At 44.6% G+C, this 25,506-nt stretch carries 18 protein-coding genes and 1 pseudogene; 11 read left to right on the top strand and 8 right to left on the bottom strand.

All coding sequences use genetic code 11. From position 1 onward, the window contains the following. Window positions 1-46: 46 nt before the first annotated feature. Window positions 47-679 carry a glutaredoxin 2 gene (grxB, locus tag HRQ85_RS08400; protein WP_172379286.1) on the top strand — a complete coding sequence of 211 codons (633 nt, stop codon included), beginning with the start codon at window positions 47-49 and terminating at the stop codon, window positions 677-679. A 280-nt stretch (window positions 680-959) separates the two neighbouring features. Here the strand turns inward: grxB and HRQ85_RS08405 are convergent, their stop codons facing one another. Next, window positions 960-2,924 (bottom strand): CHASE3 domain-containing protein, encoded by a 1,965-nt coding sequence (locus tag HRQ85_RS08405; RefSeq protein WP_172379287.1) that lies wholly within the window; start codon window positions 2,922-2,924, stop codon window positions 960-962. A gap of 267 nt (window positions 2,925-3,191) precedes the next feature. Continuing rightward, on the bottom strand, window positions 3,192-4,025 hold the full coding sequence (gene ppsR / locus HRQ85_RS08410; protein ID WP_048612835.1) for a posphoenolpyruvate synthetase regulatory kinase/phosphorylase PpsR: 834 nt from the start codon (window positions 4,023-4,025) through the stop codon (window positions 3,192-3,194). A gap of 178 nt (window positions 4,026-4,203) precedes the next feature. Between ppsR and ppsA the strand changes: the two genes are divergently transcribed. After that, window positions 4,204-6,576: a phosphoenolpyruvate synthase gene (ppsA, locus tag HRQ85_RS08415; protein ID WP_050645846.1), complete on the top strand. Its 2,373-nt coding sequence runs from the start codon at window positions 4,204-4,206 to the stop codon at window positions 6,574-6,576. Between the two features lie 116 nt (window positions 6,577-6,692). On the opposite strand, the gene HRQ85_RS08420 is transcribed toward ppsA, so the two are convergent. Further along, window positions 6,693-8,048: a serine hydrolase domain-containing protein gene (locus tag HRQ85_RS08420; RefSeq protein WP_172379288.1), complete on the bottom strand. Its 1,356-nt coding sequence runs from the start codon at window positions 8,046-8,048 to the stop codon at window positions 6,693-6,695. 92 nt (window positions 8,049-8,140) lie between these two features. Between HRQ85_RS08420 and HRQ85_RS08425 the strand changes: the two genes are divergently transcribed. Further along, window positions 8,141-9,118 (top strand): helix-turn-helix domain-containing protein, encoded by a 978-nt coding sequence (locus HRQ85_RS08425; protein ID WP_061038533.1) that lies wholly within the window; start codon window positions 8,141-8,143, stop codon window positions 9,116-9,118. 70 nt (window positions 9,119-9,188) lie between these two features. Here the strand turns inward: HRQ85_RS08425 and HRQ85_RS08430 are convergent, their stop codons facing one another. Next, window positions 9,189-10,304 (bottom strand): hypothetical protein, encoded by a 1,116-nt coding sequence (locus HRQ85_RS08430; RefSeq protein WP_048609044.1) that lies wholly within the window; start codon window positions 10,302-10,304, stop codon window positions 9,189-9,191. A gap of 322 nt (window positions 10,305-10,626) precedes the next feature. Here HRQ85_RS08430 and HRQ85_RS08435 point away from each other — a divergent pair, with 322 nt between their 5' ends. Then, entirely contained in the window at window positions 10,627-11,961 is a 1,335-nt protein-coding gene (locus HRQ85_RS08435; protein ID WP_172379289.1) for an MATE family efflux transporter, read from the top strand. 29 nt (window positions 11,962-11,990) lie between these two features. On the opposite strand, the pseudogene HRQ85_RS08440 reads toward HRQ85_RS08435, so the two are convergent. Next, window positions 11,991-12,329, bottom strand: a pseudogene (locus HRQ85_RS08440) (TSUP family transporter); the annotation flags it as partial. 52 nt (window positions 12,330-12,381) lie between these two features. After that, window positions 12,382-13,272 (bottom strand): TIM barrel protein, encoded by an 891-nt coding sequence (locus HRQ85_RS08445; protein WP_172379290.1) that lies wholly within the window; start codon window positions 13,270-13,272, stop codon window positions 12,382-12,384. A gap of 250 nt (window positions 13,273-13,522) precedes the next feature. Between HRQ85_RS08445 and HRQ85_RS08450 the strand changes: the two genes are divergently transcribed. The 3 genes from HRQ85_RS08450 to HRQ85_RS08460 all read left to right on the top strand — a co-directional run bounded on the left by HRQ85_RS08450 (window position 13,523) and on the right by HRQ85_RS08460 (window position 16,239). Beyond that, a complete protein-coding gene (locus HRQ85_RS08450) occupies window positions 13,523-14,731 on the top strand; it encodes an acetyl-CoA C-acetyltransferase (RefSeq protein ID WP_050633221.1) in 1,209 nt (402 codons plus the stop codon). Window positions 14,732-14,851: 120 nt separating this feature from the next. Continuing rightward, window positions 14,852-15,508 carry a CoA transferase subunit A gene (locus tag HRQ85_RS08455; RefSeq protein WP_048612829.1) on the top strand — a complete coding sequence of 219 codons (657 nt, stop codon included), beginning with the start codon at window positions 14,852-14,854 and terminating at the stop codon, window positions 15,506-15,508. Further along, window positions 15,508-16,239, top strand: coding sequence for a 3-oxoacid CoA-transferase subunit B (locus HRQ85_RS08460; RefSeq protein ID WP_172379291.1), 732 nt, complete (start codon window positions 15,508-15,510; stop codon window positions 16,237-16,239). The genes HRQ85_RS08455 and HRQ85_RS08460 overlap by 1 nt, the downstream gene beginning before the upstream one ends. Before the next feature lie 262 nt (window positions 16,240-16,501). Here the strand turns inward: HRQ85_RS08460 and HRQ85_RS08465 are convergent, their stop codons facing one another. Together HRQ85_RS08465 and HRQ85_RS08470 are read right to left on the bottom strand one after the other, a co-directional pair. Then, complete coding sequence (locus tag HRQ85_RS08465; RefSeq protein WP_172379292.1) at window positions 16,502-18,010, bottom strand: CoA-acylating methylmalonate-semialdehyde dehydrogenase; 1,509 nt, start codon at window positions 18,008-18,010, stop codon at window positions 16,502-16,504. 11 nt (window positions 18,011-18,021) lie between these two features. Beyond that, complete coding sequence (locus HRQ85_RS08470; RefSeq protein WP_172379293.1) at window positions 18,022-20,001, bottom strand: bifunctional 5-dehydro-2-deoxygluconokinase/5-dehydro-2-deoxyphosphogluconate aldolase; 1,980 nt, start codon at window positions 19,999-20,001, stop codon at window positions 18,022-18,024. A gap of 653 nt (window positions 20,002-20,654) precedes the next feature. Here HRQ85_RS08470 and HRQ85_RS08475 point away from each other — a divergent pair. The 4 genes from HRQ85_RS08475 to HRQ85_RS08490 all read left to right on the top strand — a co-directional run bounded on the left by HRQ85_RS08475 (window position 20,655) and on the right by HRQ85_RS08490 (window position 25,477). After that, window positions 20,655-21,668, top strand: coding sequence for a sugar ABC transporter substrate-binding protein (locus tag HRQ85_RS08475; RefSeq protein ID WP_048612826.1), 1,014 nt, complete (start codon window positions 20,655-20,657; stop codon window positions 21,666-21,668). Window positions 21,669-21,749: 81 nt separating this feature from the next. Continuing rightward, complete coding sequence (locus tag HRQ85_RS08480) at window positions 21,750-23,243, top strand: sugar ABC transporter ATP-binding protein (RefSeq protein WP_172379294.1); 1,494 nt, start codon at window positions 21,750-21,752, stop codon at window positions 23,241-23,243. 38 nt (window positions 23,244-23,281) lie between these two features. Continuing rightward, entirely contained in the window at window positions 23,282-24,298 is a 1,017-nt protein-coding gene (locus HRQ85_RS08485) for an ABC transporter permease (protein WP_048612824.1), read from the top strand. A gap of 345 nt (window positions 24,299-24,643) precedes the next feature. Then, window positions 24,644-25,477, top strand: coding sequence for a MurR/RpiR family transcriptional regulator (locus tag HRQ85_RS08490; RefSeq protein WP_050633227.1), 834 nt, complete (start codon window positions 24,644-24,646; stop codon window positions 25,475-25,477). The last annotated feature ends 29 nt before the right edge of the window (window positions 25,478-25,506 follow it).

The following is a 25,506-nucleotide window of genomic DNA, read 5'->3' on the forward strand; positions in this document are numbered from 1 at the left end:
ACATTAGCATCATCTTATACTAAGAAAGACCCGAACGAGGGAAGCTATGAAGCTTTACATTTACGACCACTGCCCTTTCTGTGCAAGAGTCTCCTACATTGCTCAATCGCTAGGCTTGAACATTGAGCTTGTTTCTGTCGATTATGATGATGCCCAAACCCTTATCGATCTGATCGGTAAGAAGATGGTACCCGTCTTACAAAAAGACGATGGCTCTATCATGGCAGAGAGCCTAGATATCATCGCGTACTTCCTGGATTTGAAATCAAGCGATGAACAGCGTGTGCCATCAGAGCAAGTGACTGCATTCCAAAGTCGCGCTTTCCCTCTTACTCAACAGATTGGACGCCCACGTTGGTGGAACCTCGACTTGGCTGAATATCGCTCTGCTGGAGCTAAAGAAGCTTGGCGTGCCAGTAAAGAGACTGAAGGTTTTAACTTTGAAGAACTGTTAGAAAAGACGCCTCAGTTCGTTCAACTAATTAATCCATTACTGAAAGATGCCGAACTTTTACTGAGTCTAGAGAATGGTGAGTCATCGCTGCCTCTTATTGACCAAGCGGTGTATTTCTCAATGCTTCGTGGCTTTTGCGCAGAGGCAACAATTGAGTGGCCAAATGATTTGAACCGCTGGATGGAAACAAAAAGCCAAGAACTTGGTATCAGTTTACTGCGCTAAACTAATTATTGCGTGAAGCGTTGACTGAGCTAAGTTTGCTTGCTGAACTATGCTGATTTACTGAACTATAGCTACTTATTGGACTATAACTACTTACTGGATTATGGCCATTTAAGGCACAACGAACCACGCACTGTATAAACAAAGCAGCCTCGATACTAATCTGCATCGAGGCTGCTTTAATTTTTTGAGCAATAAAAATAGAGTTCCACTATTTCAATAGAGGCTCGGCATGACAGCTGTAGCCTTTGTTTAAATTGCCAAACGACTCCGTACTTTCTCAGCTAACATTTTTCACTTTAAACTGACCAACAATTTTCTGTAGTTGTTCCGCTAAACTCACCAACTCTTGGCTTGATTCTACTGTTTGTTCAGCCCCTGCAACGCTCTCTTTGGTAATACGATTAACGCTCACCACATTTTGATTGATCTGCTCAACCGTCACACTTTGCTCTTCAGAGGCGCTCGCACTTTGTGTACTCATATCAGAGATATTGTTGATTGAACGAGTAATAACATCAAAAGCTTGCCCTGATTTCTCGGCATTTTCTACGCTCCTCTTGGCAATATCACTGCTTTTCTGCATGCTACTCACCACATCTTTCGTCCCGAGCTGCAAACGTTCAATTAAACCTTGAATCTCCGAGGTCGAATCTTGTGTTCGTTGAGCGAGGCTCCGCACTTCATCAGCCACCACAGCAAAACCTTTTCCTTGTTCTCCCGCTCTTGCAGCTTCAATAGCCGCATTCAATGCTAGCAAGTTAGTTTGAGCCGCAATGTCTAATATCACATCAAGAATACCGCCTATATTGGTAGCTTCACGGGAAAGATCTTCGAGGCGAGCCATTGTACTCTCGATCTCAGATTCTAGGGAGTTAATACTCGTGGTTGTCTCTTGTACTACTGTCAAACCTTGCATCGCTTCATCACTCGCTTCACTTGCAGATTGAGCGGTATCGACTGCATTTCTCGCAACTTCTTGAACAGAGATAGACATCTGGTTCATCGCAACAGCGACTTGATCTGTCATCAACATCTGTTCATTCGCACCGTTGTTCGTACTCACCGTAATATTCGTTAACTGAGTCGATGAGCTGCTCAATCGTTCACTTGCCACCATCATGTTACCAATGATGGTTTTCAAGCTTTCTGCCGTTGCTTTCAACGAGTTGGTTAACTCTCCAATTTCGTTCTTAGCACCTTCTTCAATATTGACCGTCAAATCACCTTTAGCTAATTGCTTAGCGATGCCAATAACGTAATTGATCTGTGAAGTGATACTTCGAGAAATGAACGCACCAAAACCAAAACAGAAAACGACCGAAGAGACGCCACCAACTGCAAGTGCCATTAGTGCCAAATCAGAGGCTGAGTTTGCTGCCTCTTTTCTTTCGACCATAAGCACTTGCTCGACGTTAATAATTTCAGCAACTTTATTACGCAAGCCATCCATGTATTGTTTACCCTGCTTTTGAGCAAGCTTTGTGTAAAGGTCGTCAATGGAGCTAAAGCGGTTGGATTCACGTACTAATGCAATCGCGGTTGATGCGTAATCATCAATCCAAGATTGAATGTCGCGCGATAATTGACTGTCTCCCATCGAAGCTAACTGCTTATCTACCTTCGATTTCCCTTCGTGATAAGGCTCTAAAAAAGCTTCTTCGCGATTTAGCATAAAACCGCGCAAGCCCGTTTCCATATTCACCATGTTGTTGATAAGAGACTCGCCATTAAGATAGCGCCCTGTAGCAATTTCAGCTCGTAGGTTATCCACCTTCTCTTTACCAATACCACTCGCGATCAGTGCTTTGAGTTCATTCACGTATGCTTCCCCGTCATGAATGCTCTTACGTAAAACAATAACCTCTTGAGCATACACCTGCCATTCCTTAGCAGCTCGATTGACTTCATCAAATCGTTGCTGTTGAGCAGGGTTATCACTGGTTAGGTTCTTTACTATGGATAAGCTTTGCTCAAAGGCTTGTTTACCTGCATGGTAAGGTTCTAGATACTCTTCTTGGCCACCGATCGCATAACCTCGTAAACCCGTCTCTTGGTCGACCATCGAATTAACTAGGCGGTTCGATTGATCAATCACCTGGTAGGTATGCGTAACCATAGCATCGGTACTATTCAAAGTTTTAATTGAGTTCCACACCACAACACATAGTACGACTAAGATACTGATCGTAATGAAATTGCCAAAAAGTAACCTACTGCGAATAGTAAGCTCTGATATCTTCATAAACTGTTTTCCCTAACCTGTTGATGAACTGACACATGTATTTTTAATAATTATCGGTTATTTAGTTAACCGTTCCTTAAACAATAGGTATACATCCGACAAACAGGCAAAGAATTAAGCGACATTTTTCATAAGCTTTGTAGGTAAAAACTCTAACGAGGAGAGAGGAATATAGGATGCAGAAGTGTATGAATACGGGAAAGTTAACCTCGTTGCTCCTTATATCAGGAGCAACGAAATCAAAACATAGGTTTGATCAACCACCCACTATAGCAAGCGACGTCTTAAGCCCGTTCGCTCCAAGATTCGTGTCGAAATTTCTTCAACCGATAGCGAAGAGGTGTTGATGTACGGCACAGCCTCTCTGCGGAACATCGCCTCTACCGTTTGTAATTCATACAAACATTGTGAGTCACTGGCGTATTCGCTGCCTGCTAAGCGGTTCTCACGAATTTCAGTGAGCCTTTCTGCATCAATGGTCAAACCAAACAGCTTATGTCGGTAGATCTCAAATTCGGGCAACAGCTTTAAGCGTGCCAAGTCATCGTGGATAAATGGGTAGTTTGCTACGCGTAAACCAAACTGCATCGCCATGTACAAACTTGTTGGTGTTTTGCCACTTCGAGAAACACCCAACAAGATGATGTCGGCTTCTTCCAGCCCTTTTAGCGTGATGCCATCATCATGCGCGAGCGTGTACTCAATCGCAGCAATACGGTCGAAATACTTCACCGAATCCTTATTTACGCTGCGTGAGCGCTGCAATTTAGGAACAGGCGCCATCTGAATATCATCCTGTACTTTCTGCACGATACTCTCTAACACGTCATAGCAGTGCGCGGGCGCTTCTAGCAATTTGGTTTTGATATCAGGTATCACAATCGAAAAGAACACCAGCGGTTCTAATCCGGTATCACGATACGAAATTTCAATCTCTTTTAATAAATCAGAAAGTTTGTCCTCACTTTCGACAAACGGGAAGGTTTTTTCATTGGCTTTGAAAGGGAATTGACCTAGAACAACATGCCCTAAAGTCTCACATGTTATGGCCGTTCCATCAGAAACATAGAATACATCACGACTTTGAATATCAATTTGCATTTTTTATTTAATGTTTAAAATTATTTTGAGTAGGATGGGAACCATAATATATATAACGAAACCCTGCTGACTATTACGTCCCCCACAGCTTTAAAAAATAATTTACAATTTTTTAAACTGACACGTAATCGTTTGCCTTTAAATCCCTACAATGCTTGCTATGTTTCTGGAGAAATAAATGCAAAATAATACCCTATGGTTCAATGGCCTATCCATGGAAGATGTCGACAAAGTCGGCGGTAAGAACGCCTCACTGGGCGAGATGGTTTCTAACCTGTCCAATGCTGGTGTTTCTGTACCTAATGGTTTTGCTACCACCTCTTATGCGTTTAACGACTTTCTTGATTACAAAGGTCTTGATGAGCGTATTCACCAACTACTTGATGAACTTGATGTTGAAGACGTTGACGCACTGCGTAAGACAGGTGCAACGATTCGACAATGGGTTCTAGATGCACCCTTCCCAGAATCACTAGAGCAAGACATCCGTGATAACTACCGCGAGCTAATTGAAGACAACGAAGAATTGTCTGTAGCGGTTCGTTCATCGGCAACGGCAGAAGATCTTCCAGATGCTTCTTTCGCAGGCCAGCAAGAGACCTTCCTTAACGTGAAAGGTATCGATGCGGTACTCGAAGCAACTAAGCACGTTTACGCGTCACTGTTTAACGATCGCGCTATCTCTTACCGTGTACACCAAGGCTTTGACCACCGTGGCATTTCACTGTCTGCGGGTATCCAACGCATGGTTCGTTCAGACAAAGCTTCTTCAGGTGTGATGTTTACGCTTGATACTGAGTCTGGCTTCGACCAAGTGGTATTCATCACCTCTTCTTGGGGCTTGGGTGAAATGGTTGTACAAGGCGCTGTGAACCCAGACGAGTTCTACGTTCACAAGCCAATGCTAGAAGCGGGTCACTACCCAATCGTTAAAAAGACGTTTGGTTCTAAGTTGATCAAGATGATCTACTCGACCAATCAAGAGATCGGTAAGCAAGTTGATATCATCGACACCGACACTCAAGAGCGTAACGAGTTTTCATTGAACGATGAAGAGATCAAAGAGCTAGCAAAACAAGCGATGATCATCGAGAAGCACTACCAACGTCCGATGGACATTGAGTGGGCGAAAGATGGCATCGACGGCAAGCTTTACATCGTTCAGGCTCGCCCAGAAACCGTATGTTCTCAAAGCGACCAAAACGTTATCGAGCGTTACGAGCTAAACAACAAGGCGGATGTCTTGGTTGAAGGTCGTGCTATCGGTCAACGCATCGGTTCAGGCCCAGTTCGCTTGGTTGATTCACTAGACCAAATGTCACTGGTTCAAGAAGGCGACGTACTGGTAACAGACATGACAGACCCAGATTGGGAACCTGTTATGAAGAAAGCGTCTGCGATTGTCACTAACCGTGGCGGCCGTACTTGCCACGCTGCAATCATTGCTCGTGAGCTTGGTATCCCAGCGATTGTTGGTTGTGGTACCGCAACAAGCAGCCTAAACGATGGCGATACCGTGACAGTGTCATGTTCAGAAGGCGAAACAGGCTACGTTTACAACGGCGAACTCGACTTTGAAATCAAACGTTCTGAGGTTGATGAGCTACCAATGCTGCCAACCAAGGTAATGATGAACGTGGGTAACCCAGATCGTGCCTTCGATTTCGCGCAGATTCCAAACGAAGGTGTTGGCCTTGCTCGTCTAGAATTCATCATCAACAAGATGATCGGTATTCACCCTAAAGCACTGCTTAACTTCGATGCGCAAACGGATGAGCTAAAAGCGGAAATCAACGAACGTATTCGCGGCTACAAAGATCCTATCGATTTCTACGTGAGCAAACTAACAGAAGGCATCGCGACTATCGCTTCTGCATTCTGGCCTAAGCGTGTGATCGTACGTATGTCTGACTTTAAGTCGAATGAGTACAGCAACCTTGTAGGCGGCAAAACGTTTGAACCACATGAAGAGAACCCAATGCTGGGCTTCCGTGGTGCATCTCGTTACATCTCACCAGTATTCGAAGACTGTTTCGAGCTAGAAACTCAAGCGATCAAGCGTGTTCGTAATGAGATGGGTCTTAAGAACGTTGAAATCATGATTCCATTCGTTCGCACGCCAAGCGAAGCGGCATCGGTTATCGACATTCTGGCTAAGTTTGACCTACGCCGTGGCGACCAAGGTCTGAAAGTCATCATGATGTGTGAGCTACCATCGAATGCAATCTTGGCTGATGAGTTCTTGAAGTACTTCGATGGCTTCTCTATTGGTTCAAACGACATGACACAACTGACACTTGGCCTCGACCGAGATTCAGGCGATGTAGCACACCTCTTCGATGAGCGTAACCCAGCCGTGAAAGCAATGCTGAAAATGGCGATCGATGCAGCAACCAAAGCGGGTAAATACGTGGGTATTTGTGGCCAAGGCCCATCCGACCATGACGACCTAGCAGAGTGGTTAATGGAGCAAGGCATCAGCTCAGTTTCACTAAACCCGGATACGGTTATCGATACATGGTTGAAGCTAGGTAACGTAGCGAATAAATAACGCTTAGCCACCCAAATAGAAACACCGAAAAGTAAAATCAACAAAGCCAGTCATTGTGACTGGCTTTTTCTTTATTGGCTGTTATTTCTAGTTTCTAACTTGCTCAGCCACGGACATTACTTGTCATTCAGCAACTTAGCCGCAGAGCGCATTAGTGCTGGGCCTTTGTTCTCACCAAAACCTGAGTGGTATGGGTTGGTTGAGAACATCACACCCACAAAGTCACGCGCAGGGTCGATGTAAATAAATTGGCCTAGGTTGCCGCTTTTCGACATCGCACCATCGTTGAAGATGAAATCAAACTGGTATGCGTTGTAGTCCGCTTTTTCGTTGTACGCGTGCAGTGAACTGCTCTCTTTGCTAGTACCTACGAATGCTTTTGGATCACCGCCGTTGCGGATACGATCAATCACAGCTTGTGACACCACTGGCTCATCAGCCACCGCTTTCCAGCTAGGTGTAAATAGTGTTCCCCAGCGAGCCATGTCTTCTACCGTTGATGAAACCAAGCCAACCGCGATCGCCATGCCATCTGGCGTCAAGTTGAATTGCATTGGTTGACGTGCGTGCACTTTTGACCAAACACGATCTTCGAATACTTGAGTCCAAGTTTTGTTTTCAACGTTTTCAACTAACTTAGTCAGCACCATGGTGTTGATAGATGCGTAACGGAAATGGTCACCTGCTTGTTCACCTTCCAGTTTCTGTGCATCTTGAGCCACTTCCATCCAAGTTTCCATCTCACCCGTTTTTGCTCTTGGTGAGTTAAACGATGCCGCAAAGAAACGCACCACATCAGAATCTGGGTTCAAGATAGATTCTAATGTCTCTTCATTGTCTAGCGCGGTCGACATGTTCAGAACTTGGTGTACTGTGATGCCATCCCAGTTCGTTCCTTTCAATTCAGAAACATACTCAGCGATCTCTTTTTCAGGGTCGACTTTGCCCTCTTCCACTAACATCGCGATCACTGTGCCAACCGTCGTTTTCGCTGTAGATGCCCAAACGTGCGTATCTGTCGGCTTCATACCTGGGTAAGCTTCGTAAACGATCTCCCCTTTGTGAATCAACATAAAGCCTTGGGTACGGAACTGTTCATCCGCCAAGTACTCATCCATTGTCAACTGACCTTTGCTTTCAGTATCAACTTTGAGTGCAGCGAGTCGTGGGTCGATGTTTTTGACCAAAGGCTTGTACTCTTCGTTTGGAGCCGCCAGTGCCGTTGGTAGAAACTCACTCATATGCATGTTGTAGTAAACGCTGTGGTCGCCGCCCATCTGCCAATGAAAGTTATTGAATAACTCACGAGCTGAGTCAGTAAAACTTGGGGTAAATGCTTTGCTCGCCTCCTTCACGGTCAAGGTAACTTGAGCACCTTCAACTTTCAGAGCTTCTTCAACTGGGTTTGCTGCAAGAGCAAATGATGATGCGGTCGCTAACGATACTAGAACGGCAATGTGTTTGAGTTTCATAATTGGTCTCCTGTTTGGGTTAGGAGAAGTATAAGGAGATGCGCTACACTTAATTAGGTCACTTGGTGACATTTAATGGTAGACACAAGACAATGAAAGCATCATCGAACACCACCAGCATATTGCTCACTTCGACCAGTAACATTGCTCCATATATTCAGTATTGTGACAAACATAGACTGGATTGGCGCACCGTCGCCGATGCGTGCGGTCTACCCATTGAGCTAACACAATCCAATCAATGGCTTCCTACACAAGACGTGATTCGCTTCATTCATGGCCTTGAGCGGAAGTTTGGTTATTCGATAGGGATTGAGGTTGGACGTAGAGCTTCTCTAGAGCAATTGTCACCTGAGCTAGACCGAAAAATTGATCAATGCACGTCACTAGAGCAAGCGGTACGTTGCTTGATTACTGAAATATCGACCTTAAGTAATCACGTCACCATATGGACGGAAAAAAGCGATGGATTGTGGTGGCTGTGTCATCGAAGTTGCTATCACCCATCGACCTCAGGTTTTGAACAAGCCGAATGGTTTCGCGCCCTGACCGTGATTAGCCTCTGTCGTAAGTTCATTGACAGTCGCTGGCAACCATCACACGCCAAGTTGGTCTCTAAGCACAACAGCGCACGTAAATTACCTAAGCATTTCTTTGATTCTGATATTCAGTTTGAACAGCAATACGGTGCGTTCTCGATTCCGCTGCCCGATGATTATCGGGCCATTTCAGAACGAAATAGTACCCAAGATTGGCATCACGCCGTCGAGATATTAATAGACACCTATGCGACTCTACCTTGGTTCAATATTGAGTGGTTTGCGACCATGCTCGGTATGACAAAACGAACGCTGCAGAGAAACCTAAAGAGCAAAAACATTCTCTTTAAAGAAGCCAAAGAACAGGTTCGAGAAGCCAAAGCAAAACAGCTACTCGAACAGACAGACCTTTCTGTTCAAGACATCAGTTGGCAAGTGGGTTACAGCGACTTAAGTAATTTCAATCGCGCATTCAAAGGTTGGGTTGGAATCACTGCACCGAGCTATCGAAGCAATAAAAGAGGTTATTAAAAACCGAGGCTCAAAAAGCCAAAAGTCCGGTCAAGTAACCGGACTCATAGTAGCTCTCAATACCAGTTGACTACTCTAATAAAGCTCTGGCGTTATCACCTTGCTCATAGATATAGAGGCTGACACGAGACAATATCGTTATCTCTTCTAAGCTGACTTGAAGTGAGTTCTGCCCCCTTCCAAGGTTCGCTCTCAAGCGATCAACCAACTGCTGTACAGCCATCAAATCATCTCTCGCTTTAGGTACTCGAGTGTTCATAAAGTTGAACCATTTTTCACTCATATTACGACTTATCTTGGCAAGCACCTCAGTATTGGTAATGGTGAATGCCTTATCAAGATTGCCTCCATCTCGAAGGATGTCATAGATGATGTGACCGTTCTTTTTCGCCACCATCATATTCTTGGTATTGAGCTGCAATTCACCGATATGTCCGTTGGCCATTTTTAAGAAGAACTTAATGTCTTTGTAGCCGGCGTCTGTTGCTCCGCAGTTGAATTTTGCATTGTCGCCTTGGCTTGTACCGTAGCGATCTTTCATCGCAGACTGGTGGTGTTTTAGCTCAATAAACTCTTTGGTCAAAATGATCATCGCCTTGGCTACGATCATATCGTCCATATTCTCGAATACGATGGTCATACGAGCGGCATCTTTGAGATCACCAATATCGTAGTGACGTTTTCGATTGGTAATTTTATCCAGCGCGCCGTGAAAATCTTTTACGCCTAGATAAGCACCCGGAGGCTGTTTGAGTGTGCCGTTACATACTGAAGCGACTTTAACAGCAAACTCTCTGAGCGCTTCTTGCGCCTCAACCGTTTCCATAAACATCATGAACAGCTGCTTTTTCTTAAGCGTGGCATTCGCGACCTGATTTCGAGAACCAAAATCTAGGTTACCGCTCCCTAACTTCTGGCTAGACGATTCATCCAAGTAATTATGAATTTTCTCTTTTTGAGTCATGATGTCGAGAATGACCTGATCTTGCTGCTTATTGGCGTCATTCATGTAATCGAAGTTTTCGACTTTCTGTTTTAGAGCTTGTAACTTCTGTTGGTAATCTTTGACGTTAACCAAACGAAAGCCCTGAGACATAATCCCTTGCTGGTTTATCTTCGCCAGAACCTTGGCTTTATTCTTTCTCACTTGTTCTTGGCTGATCTGAATTTCTTCTGTCCCTGGCATATTTTGGCTCCCTCTCCAATATGCATTTAAAAATGTGCTTGCTGACTCGCAATTCCTTTTCTCTCCAACGATATTAGTTTATGGGTTTGATAATTACATTAGCCAACTTCGATAAGTCTATAAAATAAATAAGGTTTGAGAGGTGCTTCCATAAAGTCACAGTGCAGAATGCACCGAACCTACAGAAAACACACATAGGTAATATGTTTAGATCGGGTAACATTTATTGGTATCGAGCTGACGTTACGTTATCCTTTACGCAATTCTTCATTGAGTGGATTGTCACTACGACAAACCTACCTTCAAGACTGATAAGAGTGTTATGAATTCTACGACCGCAACTCCCTCGCCTTCTCTTGGCCGACAACTCTATACAATGACATGGCCAATGCTGTTTGGGGTGCTTTCCCTAATGAGCTTCCAGCTTGTAGACAGTGCTTTTATTGGGCAGCTAGGCGTGCTCCCGCTCGCGGTTCAAGGCTTCACGCTGCCAATTCAGATGATCATTATCGGCATTCAGGTCGGGCTAGGCATCGCGACAACGGCTGTGATTGCGAGAGCGATTGGTGCCAACGAGATACGCTACGCCAAACAACTCGGTGGGTTAGTGGTTGCGATGGGCAGCGTGAGTGTCGCACTGTTCTCCGTCATCATCTATCTGTTGCGCGGCCCAATTTTACAACTCCTCGATGCACCACCAACGGTATTGCCGATCATTGATTCTTACTGGATCTATTGGCTGGTAAGCTCTTGGACAGGCGCACTGCTCTACTTTTTCTACAGCGTGTGTCGTGCCTATGGCAATACCATGCTGCCCGGTTCGATGATGATCGCGACCAGTATTATCAACTTGATATTGGACCCGATTTTCATCTTCACGCTCGACATGGGTATCAACGGAGCCGCGATTGCGACCATCTTGGCGTTCGGTGCAGGTATCTTTATCGTTGCTCCTAAGGTGACCAAGAAGCATTGGATGACATTCGACTGGCACGATCTCGATATCGGCAAAAGTGTTCGCTCTATCGGAAACATCATGGGGCCTGCGATGATCAGTCAACTGCTGCCACCAGTCTCTTCTATGCTCGCCACCAAACTGCTTGCTGGCTACGGCACTGCAGCCGTTGCAGCTTGGGCGCTAGGTTCACGTTTTGAGTTCTTTTCGATTGTTGCCGTGCTTGCTCTGACTATGTCGATGCCACCTATGATTGGTCGCATGTTGGGAGAAAAAAACCTAGAAAACATACGCAAGCTCGTCAAGATTGCCGTGATGTTCGTATTAGGGTTCCAATTGGTGATCGCACTAGTAACTTGGGTGTTCTCTGGCGGGTTGGCAAATCTCATGACCAGCGAAGACGAAGTCTCGACCATTTTGAACTACCACTTACTTATCGTTCCTATCAGTTTAGGGCCTTTGGGCATCTGTATGCTGATGGTTTCTATCTCTAATGCGCTTGGCAAGTCTTATACTGCCTTGACGATATCAGCACTGCGCCTGTTTGCTTTCTTCTTACCTTGTTTATGGGTTGGTTCGCAGCTTGCTGGCATTGAAGGCCTATTCTGGGGTGCCATGGTAGGTAATGTACTTGCCGGCACTTGTGCATGGTTTATGTACCAACGAGCACTTGGGCAAGTCGAAGCCAAGCTAGCCAAATAGGTAATTGAACAGCTAGAGCGTTACGAACGAAAAAGCAGGGAAAGAAGACCAATGAGTAACTTCAATCCAGACTCAGGTGTGATACTCAAAAACAACCCAGCCAAGATGACGCCAAGAACCGCCCCTGGAAGCATGTTCTTAATGACTGAATAATCAGCATTACGATAATGATGTTTTACCGCAAACACATCCATTACACACAATATTGGCAATAAGATGGCAGCAGCTTGAGTAGGTGCAATGGTTATTGCCATAAGGGGAACAGCAATAATACCTAGCGCACCGCCTAATCCCCCCTTGCCAATTCCATAAATCAACACGGCGGGAATCGCAGTCACATAAAACCAAGGTTCAGTCACAATGAGCATGTGCTGTACCCTTTGTTGAAGAAGGTTCTTTTAGCAATGCCATTCCTAACCATTAACCAAACCCTTTTTGACTCAAAAACAATCGACTGCGTTTGATATCAGCTAACGTTCCATCAGAATTTTGGGGATCACGCTCTTGTTCTATAGTGATCCAGTCTGAATAACCGATTTGATCGATAGCCAACTGTACTTCGGCATAATTGATCGCACCTTCACCTATAGGACACATCACTCCTTGTGCGCAAGCAGCCCAGAAACCTACCTTGCTTTCGATAACATCGGAAAACACTGCGTCATTGATATCCTTGAAATGAACATATTCTAATCGAGATGCGTACTCAATTAGGCTTTTCGCTGGATCCATGGCGGCATAATACAGATGACCAGTATCTAAACAGAGCCCAACCTCTTCACTCGATAAATCAACCAACATTCGGTCAATTTCATCACGGTACTCTATATAGCCACCAGCATGAGGATGAACGACAGGACGAATATCATAATGTTTCGCGATAGCAGCAATATCACGAATGGTTTGCATCATTATGTCCCAGAGCTGGTTGCCTAATCTTGGAGCTTCGTCACTCAATCCAGCGCATGCACTGCGCACATCATTTACACAATCAATCACGACCAGCTTTTTGCTGCCAATACGCTGAAGCATCGAGCATAAATCATGTGTTCGGTTCAAGATGCCCTCTTTATGCTCTATAGATGAAAGCGGTTCAAAAAGTGTACCAGCACAGATCACCAAACCATTAGCTTTGATCGCCGTATTAACAAACTCTCCCTCTAGAGGCATATATCCAAATGGGCCAAGCTCTATTCCTTGATATCCAGCAGCTTTACTTTCCACGACAACGGTATTCCATGATGGATTATGGACGTTAGTGGCAGACTCCACGCCCCAACAACAAGGTGCGCATGCAATTAAGCTATTCATGACTATTCTCCATTCGATTTAGCGTTAATTTGCAGAAATAACGCTCAAGTAATATACGCCAATTACTTGCAGCGTCATGTTGCATTTATGCAAACCGCGTTTCTACGAACGGCTATAACACCTCCTTCTCTGTGCCTTTAGAATGAATTCATCAACAAAGAATAACCGCACGCTGCGTTTTGTGTATTTACGAACTCTCAGCACCTCATTGAACTGTTAACTCAGCTTTACCTTGATACAGGATATTACGATGGAACCTATCTACATTGTTGCAGCGAAACGTACACCGATTGGCAGCTTCAACGGCGCACTATCTTCAGTTTCTGCACCCACACTAGGCGCTGCTGCAATTAAAGGTGCAATCAGTCAATGTCATATCGACCCTACGCTTATTGATGAAGTGATAGTCGGTAATGTACTCAGTGCTGGTATTGGTATGGGACCGGGGCGCCAAGCCTCAATTCAAGCCGGTATTCCAGAAACGGTCCCTGCATACACACTCAATATGATTTGTGGAAGTGGGATGAAAACGGTCATGGATGCGGCAAGTCATATCAAAGCGGGTGATGCTGAGATCGTTGTTGCCTGCGGAATGGAGAGCATGTCTCAAGCCCCATTTGTACAAACGCACAAAGTTAGAAGTGGCGTTCGTATGGGAAATATTTCGTTAGAAGACACCATCATTACCGATGGTTTAACCGATGCGTTTAATCAGTATCACATGGGTATCACTGCAGAAAACATTGCAGAATCCTTATCTATTTCGCGTGAAGAGCAAGATGAGTTTGCACTCAAAAGTCAGCTAAACGCAGCAAGTGCACTGGAGAGCCACGGTTTTAGAAGTGAAATAGAACCAATAGAAGTATCGTTGCGTCGAAAACAATACACCGTCGAGCTTGATGAATATCCAAAGACCGATAGTACATCAGAGAGTCTTAGTCGTTTACGCCCAGCGTTTAAAAAAGATGGCACTGTTACAGCAGGAAATGCCTCGGGTATCAACGATGGTGCAGCCGCGATCATCTTGGCATCCAAATCAGCCGTGGAGCGATACCAACTAAAGCCGATGGCAGAAATCGTTAGCTACGCTCAAGCAGGTTTATCTCCGGAAATTATGGGGCTAGGTCCCGTTCCCGCGATCGCTAATGCACTGGAAAAGTCCAATCTTTCACTGCAAGACATCGAGTATTTTGAGCTTAATGAAGCCTTTGCAGCTCAAGCTATCGGCGTTACAAAGCAGCTCGCAGAGAAACACAACGTTGATCAAAGTTGGATCCTAGAACGCACAAACCATAACGGTGGTGCTATTGCTTTAGGTCATCCACTTGGTGCATCTGGGATCCGTATTCTTGTCAGCTTGGCGTATCAACTAGAGAGAAAGCAACAAGACTATGGCTTAGCATCTTTATGTATCGGTGGAGGCATGGGTACTGCCGTAATCATCAAACGTTGTTCGTAGCTAAGTACTATACGACCAAGTAAAAAACAAATAGCATGACTGCGTAAAAATTATCATCAGCAGTCATACCAAAAATTAAGTTAGACAAGGCGATAAGCCAACTCTGTATAGGGGCGAATTATGAGAAAAAAAATTAGTGCCAACGAGATTGCGGAAAAATTGCATGATGGGATGACCATCATGATTGGCGGCTTTATGGCAAATGGCGCACCAGAGGGCCTTATCGACCTACTACTCGAGCACAACATCCAAGACATCACACTAATTTCGACTGATACAGGGACTCAAACCACAGGCTCCGGTCGACTTATTGCAGCAAAACTCATCAAAAAACTCTATGCCTCTCACATTGGTACCAACCCAGAAACGGGGCACCAAATGAACAATCAAGAGCTAGATGTTGAACTGGTGCCACAAGGTACATTAGCCGAGCGTATTCGCGCAGGAGGCGCTGGACTTGGCGGCATTCTCACCCCAACAGGCCTTGGCACTATGGTGGCTGAGGGTAAACAAGTTATCAATATTGATGGGGAAGATTATTTACTAGAAAAACCTCTGCGCGCGGACCTTGCTTTTATACGCGGTTCAGTTGTCGATACCAAAGGAAATGTGTTTTACAAGAAAACCACTCAAAACTTCAATCCATTAATGGCGACCGCTGCCGACCTTGTGATTGTTGAAGCTGAAACACTTGTTCCTGTTGGCGACATCGAACCAGAGTCAGTACATACCCCAGGTCTATATGTAGATCACGTCTATCAAAAGGAAGCGAAATAATGACGGATATTATTTGTAAACCTCAACCTGTTTATGGCGATGCGCCTTTGGCAAGCAAGATTACCGATAAGGCAGTAATACGCCGAAATATTGCTTGGAGAGTGGCTCAAGAACTGCATGACGGCGACGTCGTGAATTTGGGGATCGGCATGCCCTCTTTGGTTGCAAATGAAATTGACTCGGAAGTCGAGCTCATACTGCAATCTGAAAATGGATTACTCGGTATTGATGCTATTGCTGGCGACGGTAATACGGACGCCGATTTAGTCAATGCCGGTGGACAGCCGATTACCGCAACCAAAGGCGCAAGCTATTTTAACAGCGCCGACTCTTTCACCATTATTCGCGGTGGTCATGTTGATGTAACGGTTCTTGGAGCACTTCAAGTCGATGAGCAAGGTAATCTTGCTAACTGGATTATCCCTGGGAAAATGGTCCCAGGGATGGGAGGTGCTATGGATCTAGTCGTAGGCGCGAAAAAAGTCATCGTCTCAATGGAGCATACAGCGAAAGGTAAACACAAGCTTCTTAAAACCTGCTCTCTGCCATTAACCGCGCTTAATCAGGTCGACATGGTCATCACAGATATGGGCGTGATATCCATTCATAAGTCCCAAATGATATTAACGGAGATAGCCCCTGGCTACACCCCTGAAGAAGTGCAACAAGCAACAGAAGCAACCTTGATAATCCCGACACCTCTCAACATTATGCCACTTCCAAAACATTAGATTTTCTAAATAGTAAATCGTGTTACTGCGTTTTTATTTGTTATGACTGCTCCACGTCATATTCGCCCATGCTGTTACAGCATGGGCTTTTTTATTGTGTTCACGGATGCACCAAGGTTGTCGATTAAAAAGCACCGATCCTTTCGATTAATTAAACGCATCATCTAATGCAGTAACTGCGTATCTTCCTTTTTTAGTACAAAAAAGCAGTAACCTAAATGGCTACTGCTTATTGTGAAACTACCTAAAACAATAGCTCCGATTACATCGTCGGAAAGTTAAAGCTGCTAGTGTGCTCTTCCAATCGCACGCTGGCAGGCCAGCGACTCGTGACCGTTTTCATTCTTGTATAAAAACGAACCCCATCATTACCGTGCATATTTAAAGGCCCAAAGATAGAGCGTTTCCACCCGCCAAAACTATGAAATGCCATTGGTACAGGAAGAGGGACATTGATACCCACCATCCCAGCTAACACCTCTTCTTGAAACTGACGCGCAGCCTCACCATCTCGAGTAAAAATAGCCGTACCATTACCATATTCGTGTCGATTAATTAGGTCTAAGCCCGTTGCATAATTAGGCACTCGCACAATCACCAACACTGGACCAAAAATTTCATCTTTGTAAATTGTCATCTCAGGGGAGACATGGTCAAACAAAGTCGGCCCAACAAAATACCCCTCTTTGTGGCCTTTAACCTCAAGCGATCGTCCATCAACCAGAAGTGAAGCACCTTGCAGCTCTCCCTCAGAAATATAATCACAAATTTTTTGTTTATGAGCAGCTGAAATAACAGGACCCATATCGTTTTCCCGTCCTTCCACAATCCCAGGCCCGACTCGCATGGACTGTATCTGCGTTTGTAATTTATCGGTTAAACGATCGGCCGTTTCATCCCCGACAACCACTACCACAGATAATGCCATACAACGTTCACCCGCAGCGCCATATGCCGCTCCCATGATGGCTTGAGAGGTCATATCTAGGTCAGCATCTGGCATCACTAAGCAGTGGTTTTTCGCACCACCCAATGCTTGGCAACGCTTACCATGAGCAGAAGCTGTGGTATAGATGTACTCCGCAATCGGTGTAGAACCAACAAAGCTGACCGCTTGTACACGTTCATCGGTAAGCAATACATCCACAGCTCGTTTATCGCCATTTACCACATTGAAGACGCCATCGGGTAGCCCTGCTTCTTTAAGTAACAAAGCCAGTTCTATGGCCAGTGACGGATCTTTTTCAGAAGGTTTCAAAACAAATGTATTACCTGTAGCCAATGCTACAGGAAACATCCACATAGGAACCATTGCAGGGAAATTAAATGGTGTGATGCCAACGCACACGCCCAATGGCTGCATTAATGAATGACTATCTATTCCAGTGCCAACATTAGATGAGTGCTCGCCTTTTTGTAGATGTGGGATGCCACATGCAAACTCTACCACTTCGAGCCCTCGAGCTAACTCCCCAACGGCATCTGAATAGACCTTCCCATGCTCACTAGAGATCAAGCGTGCTAAACGGTCAAGATTAGCCTCGACTAAGGCTTTAAATGTAAACAACACACGGGCACGTTTCAATGGTGATGTTTTAGCCCACCCCAGATGAGCATGTTTAGCGGACTCAATAGCTTGTGCCGTTTGTTCTTCATTGCTTAAAACAACTTGCTTTGTTTGCAGGCCTGTTGCTGGGTCAAAGATCGGAGCAACGCGTTCCGTTTGATAGTCGCTTATTTCACCATTAATAAAATTAAATACGGTTTTCATAACTGGGTCCTTTAGTTTGAAATCAATGAAGGTGTGCCTTGTGATTTAAGACGAGACTGTAAAGATGACTGACAAGATGTAGATACATTGCGCTGTTGCCACGCTCTCACCAAGCTCGAATAGTTCGATTTGATTTGGGCAATGAGCTCCTGATCATTTATGTCATTCGCTAGCCACAGACTTGATGGCAATCCGAATATTGTTCGCCCAACCGCAAAGCCTTTTACCAGAGAACTATTTGCTGCGGCATTAAATCCTGCTTGTACCTCATCTAATTCCGCATCCAGTCCAAGAATCAATATGCCTCTACAATGTGGGTCATTGTCTTGTATCAACAACTCCACTTGGTTCCAGGACGACTCCGAAAGCGGCGGTAATTTCCACCAGTCAGGTTTAACACCAATGGAATAAAATTGATTCATCAACGTAAGATACTGCTTATCCCCCAAAGTCATTTCCTTAGGTAAAATAACCTCTAGCAACAATTCGTGCCCCGATTGGCAACACGCGTCGTAGACTTCTTTAACTGTATTTTCTTGTGATAGACGCAAGGCAATGTCATCGTCTGGGTGGCAAAAAACCAAACACTTCACAACATGTTCAAGTGGCCAAGTTCTCAACTGACTGCCGATGTCGCCATGCTCTAATTGCAAAGGTCTAGATCCAGGTTCTTCTACCGGTCTGCCAATCCAAGTACCTGTACCGGTTGCAGTATTAAGGACTGGCTGACCAAAAGTACCATCACAAAGCAAGCCAAACTGTCCAGACAGATTCTCTTCTTGGCAGACATCTAGCGATGCCTTATAGATCAACTGCTTCAGTATCGAAATACGGTCAAGATCTGCGCCAACATCTTTCGCCATCTGTTCGAACTGGCTACGGTGATCGAATGCCAAAACACATAATTCATCCCACTGAGTTTGACGTGTAGTAACTCGGTGTAAATGGTTTAGTTGACTGTCTTGATCCGGTCGCAGAACATCTTGGGCACGAGCTAAATAGTTATCTAACTCTTCTTTAGTAGGCATAGCTGGCGCACAGCCATGGCGTGATACCACTAATGCACCACACGCGTTGGCATAAGCGCAAGCTTTCTCCCAACCTTCATCATTGAGGTAACCTCGTAGCAGGCCAGACATAAAGGCATCACCCGCACCAAGTACATTAAGAACATCCACTTTAACGCCTTCTACAGTGATACCCTCATCCAGCGAATCAGGCACATCACCCGAAAAAACAGAACTACCCAACGCACCTCGTTTGCACACGAGTTCAGCCTGGCTCACAGATCGAACCGACTTTAGAGCAACAACTGTATTTGTGGAGCCGCCCGCAATATGAAACTCCTCTTCGGTACCAACAATAAGGTCGAAAAGGGGTAACACTTGCTGAAGTTGATGCGTTACTTCAGCAGAATCGATATAGCGAGTTTCGCCATCGCCAAGGCTAGTTAATCCCCAAAGAACGGGCCGATAGTCGATATCCAACGCAGTTTTAACACCGTGCTCTCGAGCATACTTTAAGGCAAGTAATACCGCCTCTCGGGTCTGCGGGTTGGAAAGGTGAGTACCTGTAATCGCTAAGCATCGTGCAGAGGCTATGTAAGATTCTGAAATATCATCCACACTGAGCGCCATATCGGCACAATTATCACGATAGAAAATTAATGGAAACGTCTCTTCATCTTTTATGCCTAACAATACTAAAGCTGTTAAACGATCACGATCGGTGATGAGATGGCGAGTATCAACCCCTACAGATCGCAACTCCTCGCGAACAAACCGCCCCATATGCTCATCACCAACACGAGCAAGCATTGATGACTTTAATCCAAGCCTTGCTGTCCCATAAGCAACATTGCCCGACGACCCTCCTAAATATTTCGAAAATGACCCCATAGATTCTAATCGCGAACCAATTTGTTGCCCATAGAGGTCAACCGCCACTCTCCCCAAACAAATCAAATCCAGTGTTTTATCTTGTAACTGCATAATCCCATTCCTTGTAGACAAATTGGTTCGCTTATATTCAGCTTTCATCGCTTACGAAGAGCAAACTCTGCCACCTCTGCAAACTAACACTCAGCCATATAAATAAATCTCTCCTGTAGACAGCCCCTTTATATGAAATAAAAATTCCAAAATCAAAGAAAAACGAAACATACAGTTCATTAAAGTGATCCAGTTTACATTTAATCGCAAAAGTAGACTTCAAACTCAGAAATAAAGAAAAATTCAGAAAATATTTTTCATTTACTTTTTCATGTAAGCGACTTCAATCACTATATTTTTTTAACAATTAAAATCAATAACTTAGCTATAAATAAAATAGAGTTCATAATTTTAAACCAATTAAAATCAAAGGCTTAATAAAAAACAAACTCAACACAAAACTTAACAACCACAAGATCTATGTAACAATTATAACAATTGCGCATTATGTCTAATGGCTAAAAAAAAATTCTGAATATATAGTTACCCACGATTTAAATGAAAAATATTTTTCGCGAAAATTAAAATTTAAAACGCCTACGTAAAGGAATGAAAGTTGCCAAGTCTCTAGGAGAAAGAAAGCACTCTCAGAGATTCAATCACAAAATATTTTGTAATTGGCAGAAGCAGTGATAACAACAAGGAGACATAGCATGTCATCGATAACCAACACATTTTCAAAGTTCATACGTCGTTTTACTCACAAAACCACTCTCTTCCAAAGCTCGGCAGCAAGACGAGTAAAAACAGGGGTCATTGCAATAGGTTTACTCAGCCTCGTTGCCTGTGGTGGTGAAGAGACAAAAAGTGATGTCGTCACAATAGGTGTCGCGATTCCCAACTTCGACGATACATTTCTTGTAAATATGAAAGATTCCATGACGGCATACGCTGAAAAGCAAGATAACGTTAAGCTCATTTTTGTGGATGCCAAAGAAGACACAGTGAAACAGCTTGGCCAAGTTCAAAATTTCATTATCCAACAAGTCGACGGCATCATTTTAGTGCCAGTTAATACTGACGCGACCCAACCTATGACGGACAAGATTCTAGATGCAGGAATTGAGCTCGTTTACCTCAACCGCCGTCCTTCTTACTTACCCGAAGGTGTAGCGTACGTTGGCTCTGAAGAGCTGCAATTTGGCAAAGAGCAAGCTAAGTACGTCGCAGATAAAAGTGAAGGTGGAAACATTGGAATTTTGATGGGGATGATGACAATTGAAGCTGCAATTCTTCGTACAGAAGGCGTCGAAGATTACTTCCAAGATAAGCCTGATTTCAACATCACTCGCAAACAAACCGCTCTATGGCAACGCTCGCAAGCAATGGTCGTAATGGAAAACTGGATCAATTCAGGAGACAAACTCGACGTAATTATTGCCAACAACGATGATATGGCTCTAGGTGCAATTCAAGCTCTGCGTGCTGCAGGGAAACTCGATGACACGATTGTTGTCGGCGTTGATGCGACTCCTGATGGCTTAATGGCAATTGAAAATGGCGCTCTTGATGCCACTGTATTCCAAGATGGTGGCGGCCAAGCTCGTGGCGCAATTGACGCCGCAATCAGTGGCATCACAAATCAGCCTCGCGAGAAAATCACTTGGATCCCTGCCGAGCTTGTTACCAAAGACAACCTCGAAGAATTCAAAGCTAAGCAAGGCTAACGCCCTCTTCACTCATATGATCTATGTGCCAACCCACTAACAAGGCTCGATACATAGATCATTTCAATCGGAGCAGTAAATATGAGTCAAGCCTTACTAGAAATGCGTGGAATATCAAAGTCATTTCCTGGAGTGAAAGCCCTTGATAATGTGCAACTCACATTAAAAGAAGGTCGTGTCATGGCCTTAATGGGCGAAAATGGCGCAGGGAAGTCCACCCTAATGAAAGTTCTTTTTGGTATTTACCAAAGAGATAGCGGCACCATCCATTATCAAGGTCTTCCAGTTAACTTCAGTGGTGCTAAAGATGCCCTTGAAGCCGGAATATCGATGATCCACCAAGAGTTGTCCCCAGTACTTCACCGAAGTATCGCAGAAAACATTTGGCTAGGTAGAGAACCAACCAAGGGGCCACTGAACCTCATCGATCATCGCAAAATGTACAGTGACACAACCAAACTCTTGGAAAAATTGGACCTACACCTCGACCCTCGCACCCCCATGAGTGAGCTAACGGTAGCTACCATGCAGATGATCGAGATTTCGAAGGCTATTTCGTATCACTCCAAAGTGATCATCATGGATGAACCAACTTCGGCCCTTACAGGTAAAGAAGTTGACCACCTATTCGAGATCATAGAACTACTTAAATCTCAGGGAGTGGCGGTCGTATATATTAGCCATAAAATGGATGAAATATTCCGTATCTGTGATGACATCACGATCTTTCGAGATGGCAACTTTATTGGTGAAAGAGAAGCTTCATCGACTAATAATGACGAACTCGTTCACATGATGGTAGGGCGCGACCTTGGCGATGTTTATCCACCAATCACCGCCAAACCTGGAAAAGTAAGGTTGGATGTTAGAAACCTCTCTGTTGAAGGTCAATTCAACGACATTAGCTTCAAGCTACACGAAGGCGAGATCCTTGGTATTGCAGGTCTTGTCGGCTCAGGGCGTACCGAATTAATTGAAACTCTGTTTGGTGTAAGAAAGAAAGATGTTGGTGAGATTTGGATCAACGGCGATCAGGTAGAAATCAAAACGCCAACCGATGCCATCAATCACAAAATGGCCTTTCTAACAGAAGACCGACGTCACTCCGGGCTTTACTTAATGTTGGATATTTTTGCCAACACCTCCATTGCCCACCTTGATGCTTATCGTAACAAAGTCGTTAGCCTACTTGACGTAAGAAAAATGCAAAAAGACTGCTCAACGCAATGTTCAACTCTCAAGGTAAAAACGCCAGGTATGTCTGAAGCCATCGATAACTTGAGTGGTGGTAACCAACAAAAAGTATTACTCGCGCGCTGGATGCTAACTAAACCAGACATTCTCTTTCTCGACGAACCGACTCGAGGCATTGATGTTGGCGCCAAATCTGAAATCTACAAATTGATGCGCCTGCTCACCGGCATGGGTAAAAGCTTGGTCATGATCTCATCTGAGTTACCAGAGGTGATTGGAATGAGCGACCGTATTCTCGTCATGCACGATGGGCAATTTAAAGGTGAGCTCGACGGTCACGAAGCCTCACAACAGCAAGTCATGTCATTGGCGTTCAACTAAAAACAATAAGCTAATCCAACATATCAAGGAAAGTAGTTATGATAGCTAAACTTCTTCAAGCCACTTCAGAACAGCCCGAAACTGGCAAAAAAACACGTTTTTTATCCAAGTACGCGATCTACGTCGTCTTTGTCGGCATGTGTGTTGTCATGAGTATTCTGTCTCCGGTGTTTCTCACCGTTGCCAATTTACTTAATGTAATGACTCAGATGGCCAGTATCGGCCTGCTCGCCTTAGGTGTAACAATCATCATCATCACTCGCGGTATTGACCTTTCATCCGGCTCAGTACTTGCGGTTGCAGCTGTAGTCTCAGCCAGCACAGCTCAAACCCTCGATTGGGGCATGAGAATGTACCCCAACCTGCCTGAGCTGCCTGTTATTGTCCCTATTTTGGTGGCACTAGGTGTGGGGGCTCTCTGTGGCTTGATTAACGGCGCACTCATCGCCTATACAGGTATCCCCCCGTTCATTGCAACATTAGGCATGATGATCATAGCTCGCGGGGCTGCATTACTCTATTCAGACGGTCGCCCTATCAGTAGCTTAATCGATTCATACCAATGGATCGGACAAGGAAACATAGCGGGGATCCCCGTGCCCGTGGTGATATTCCTCGTTATGGCGTTGTTCACCTATGTGCTACTCAACTACACCAGGTTTGGTAAATATGCTTATGCAATCGGAGGCAACGAAACTGCAGCTTACGTATCAGGCATCAACGTCACCAAGTACAAAATTCTTGTCTACGTCTACGCTGGTCTTCTGGCTGGTATTGCTGCGCTTATCTTGACGGCTCGAATCAATTCAGGTCAACCCGGCCTAGGTAACATGTATGAACTAGATGCTATCGCTGCTGCCACTGTTGGTGGGGTATCGCATGCCGGCGGAATAGGAACAATCCAAGGAACTATCGTAGGCACCATGATTATGGGAGTACTACAAAACGGACTCGACCTACTCAATGTATCAGCCTATTGGCAACAAGTAGTAAAAGGCTTAGTGATTGTCGTAGCCGTTATTTTTGATATGAAGCGCCAAAAGAAAAGTAAATAAATACGTAGATGAGTTGTCGCTGTGCACTTTACGCTGACTTTAACATCTTGATTAAGAATGCTGATGTGATTCGCAAGAAGCGCTAAGCGTTTATGTTAACCATAAATAAATCGCTCATACAACAAGTTGAATGTAGGGTCCTCAAATGAGGTTTTCCATGCCACGTAAGCTCATCACTCTCGTGGCATTTTTTTGTTTAGAGCGTGATTGTTATGTCTCTTTCTTAAATATCATCTAAAGTGAAATAAATGTTTCATTTTCGCCAACTCGACTTCACATCATCTATCTACTCTGATATATAGAAAACATTCCGGTCATCTTCGCCGTTAAACTTAGGATGTTGTTATGCATGCAGCTACGAATCTCAACGAACTAGAGAACCAAATTCGTCTACAACACAGTACGTTGAGCAAACGACTACAACAAGTCGCTCATTATGTACTCGAAAATTCAAACAGCATTGCCTTTGACACGGTTGCCGTCATTGCCAAGGCGGCCGATGTTCCACCGTCGACACTAATACGCTTTGCAAATGCCTTTGGGTTTAATGGTTTTAACGAGTTGAAACAAATATTCCGTCAAAACCTTGTAGAAGAAACCGCCAGCTACACTCAACGTACGCGTTTAGTTAAGGAGCTCAATGATGGCAGCCTGCAAGAAGAGCCTGAAGACATTTTATACGAATTTGCTCAAGCCAACTCACATGCAATGATGCAACTTGCCAAGCTCACCTCTTCCGAGAAACTCAAGCAAGCAGTCGATGTTCTAGCCAATGCTGATAACATTTATCTAATTGGGCTAAGACGCTCATTTAGCGTGGCGTCATACCTCACATATGCACTACGTCATATCGAATGTAGAGCATTCCTTATCGATGGTTTAGGCGGGATGTTTGAAGAACAGGTCAGTATGGTTGGGCCTAATGATGTGGTTGTCTCAATTAGTTTTAATCCATATGCGGAAGAAACGATCAAACTGTGTGAAATAGCGTCTAAAGCGGGGGCTAAACAAATCGTGATTACCGATAATCAAGTCAGCCCACTGTCGGCATTCAGCGACGTGTGTTTTACAGTAAAAGAAGCCAGTGTCGATGCCTTTAGATCACAGTCGGCTTCATTATGCCTTGCACAATCTTTGGCAGTATCACTCGCATTTAGAAAAGGCAGAACCCTCGATTAATTCTAAGTTCTGCCTTGCATAAGCCAGTA

It is taken from the genome of Vibrio sp. Vb339, from assembly GCF_902751245.1.
GTDB classification, from domain to species: Bacteria; Pseudomonadota; Gammaproteobacteria; order Enterobacterales; family Vibrionaceae; genus Vibrio; species Vibrio coralliirubri.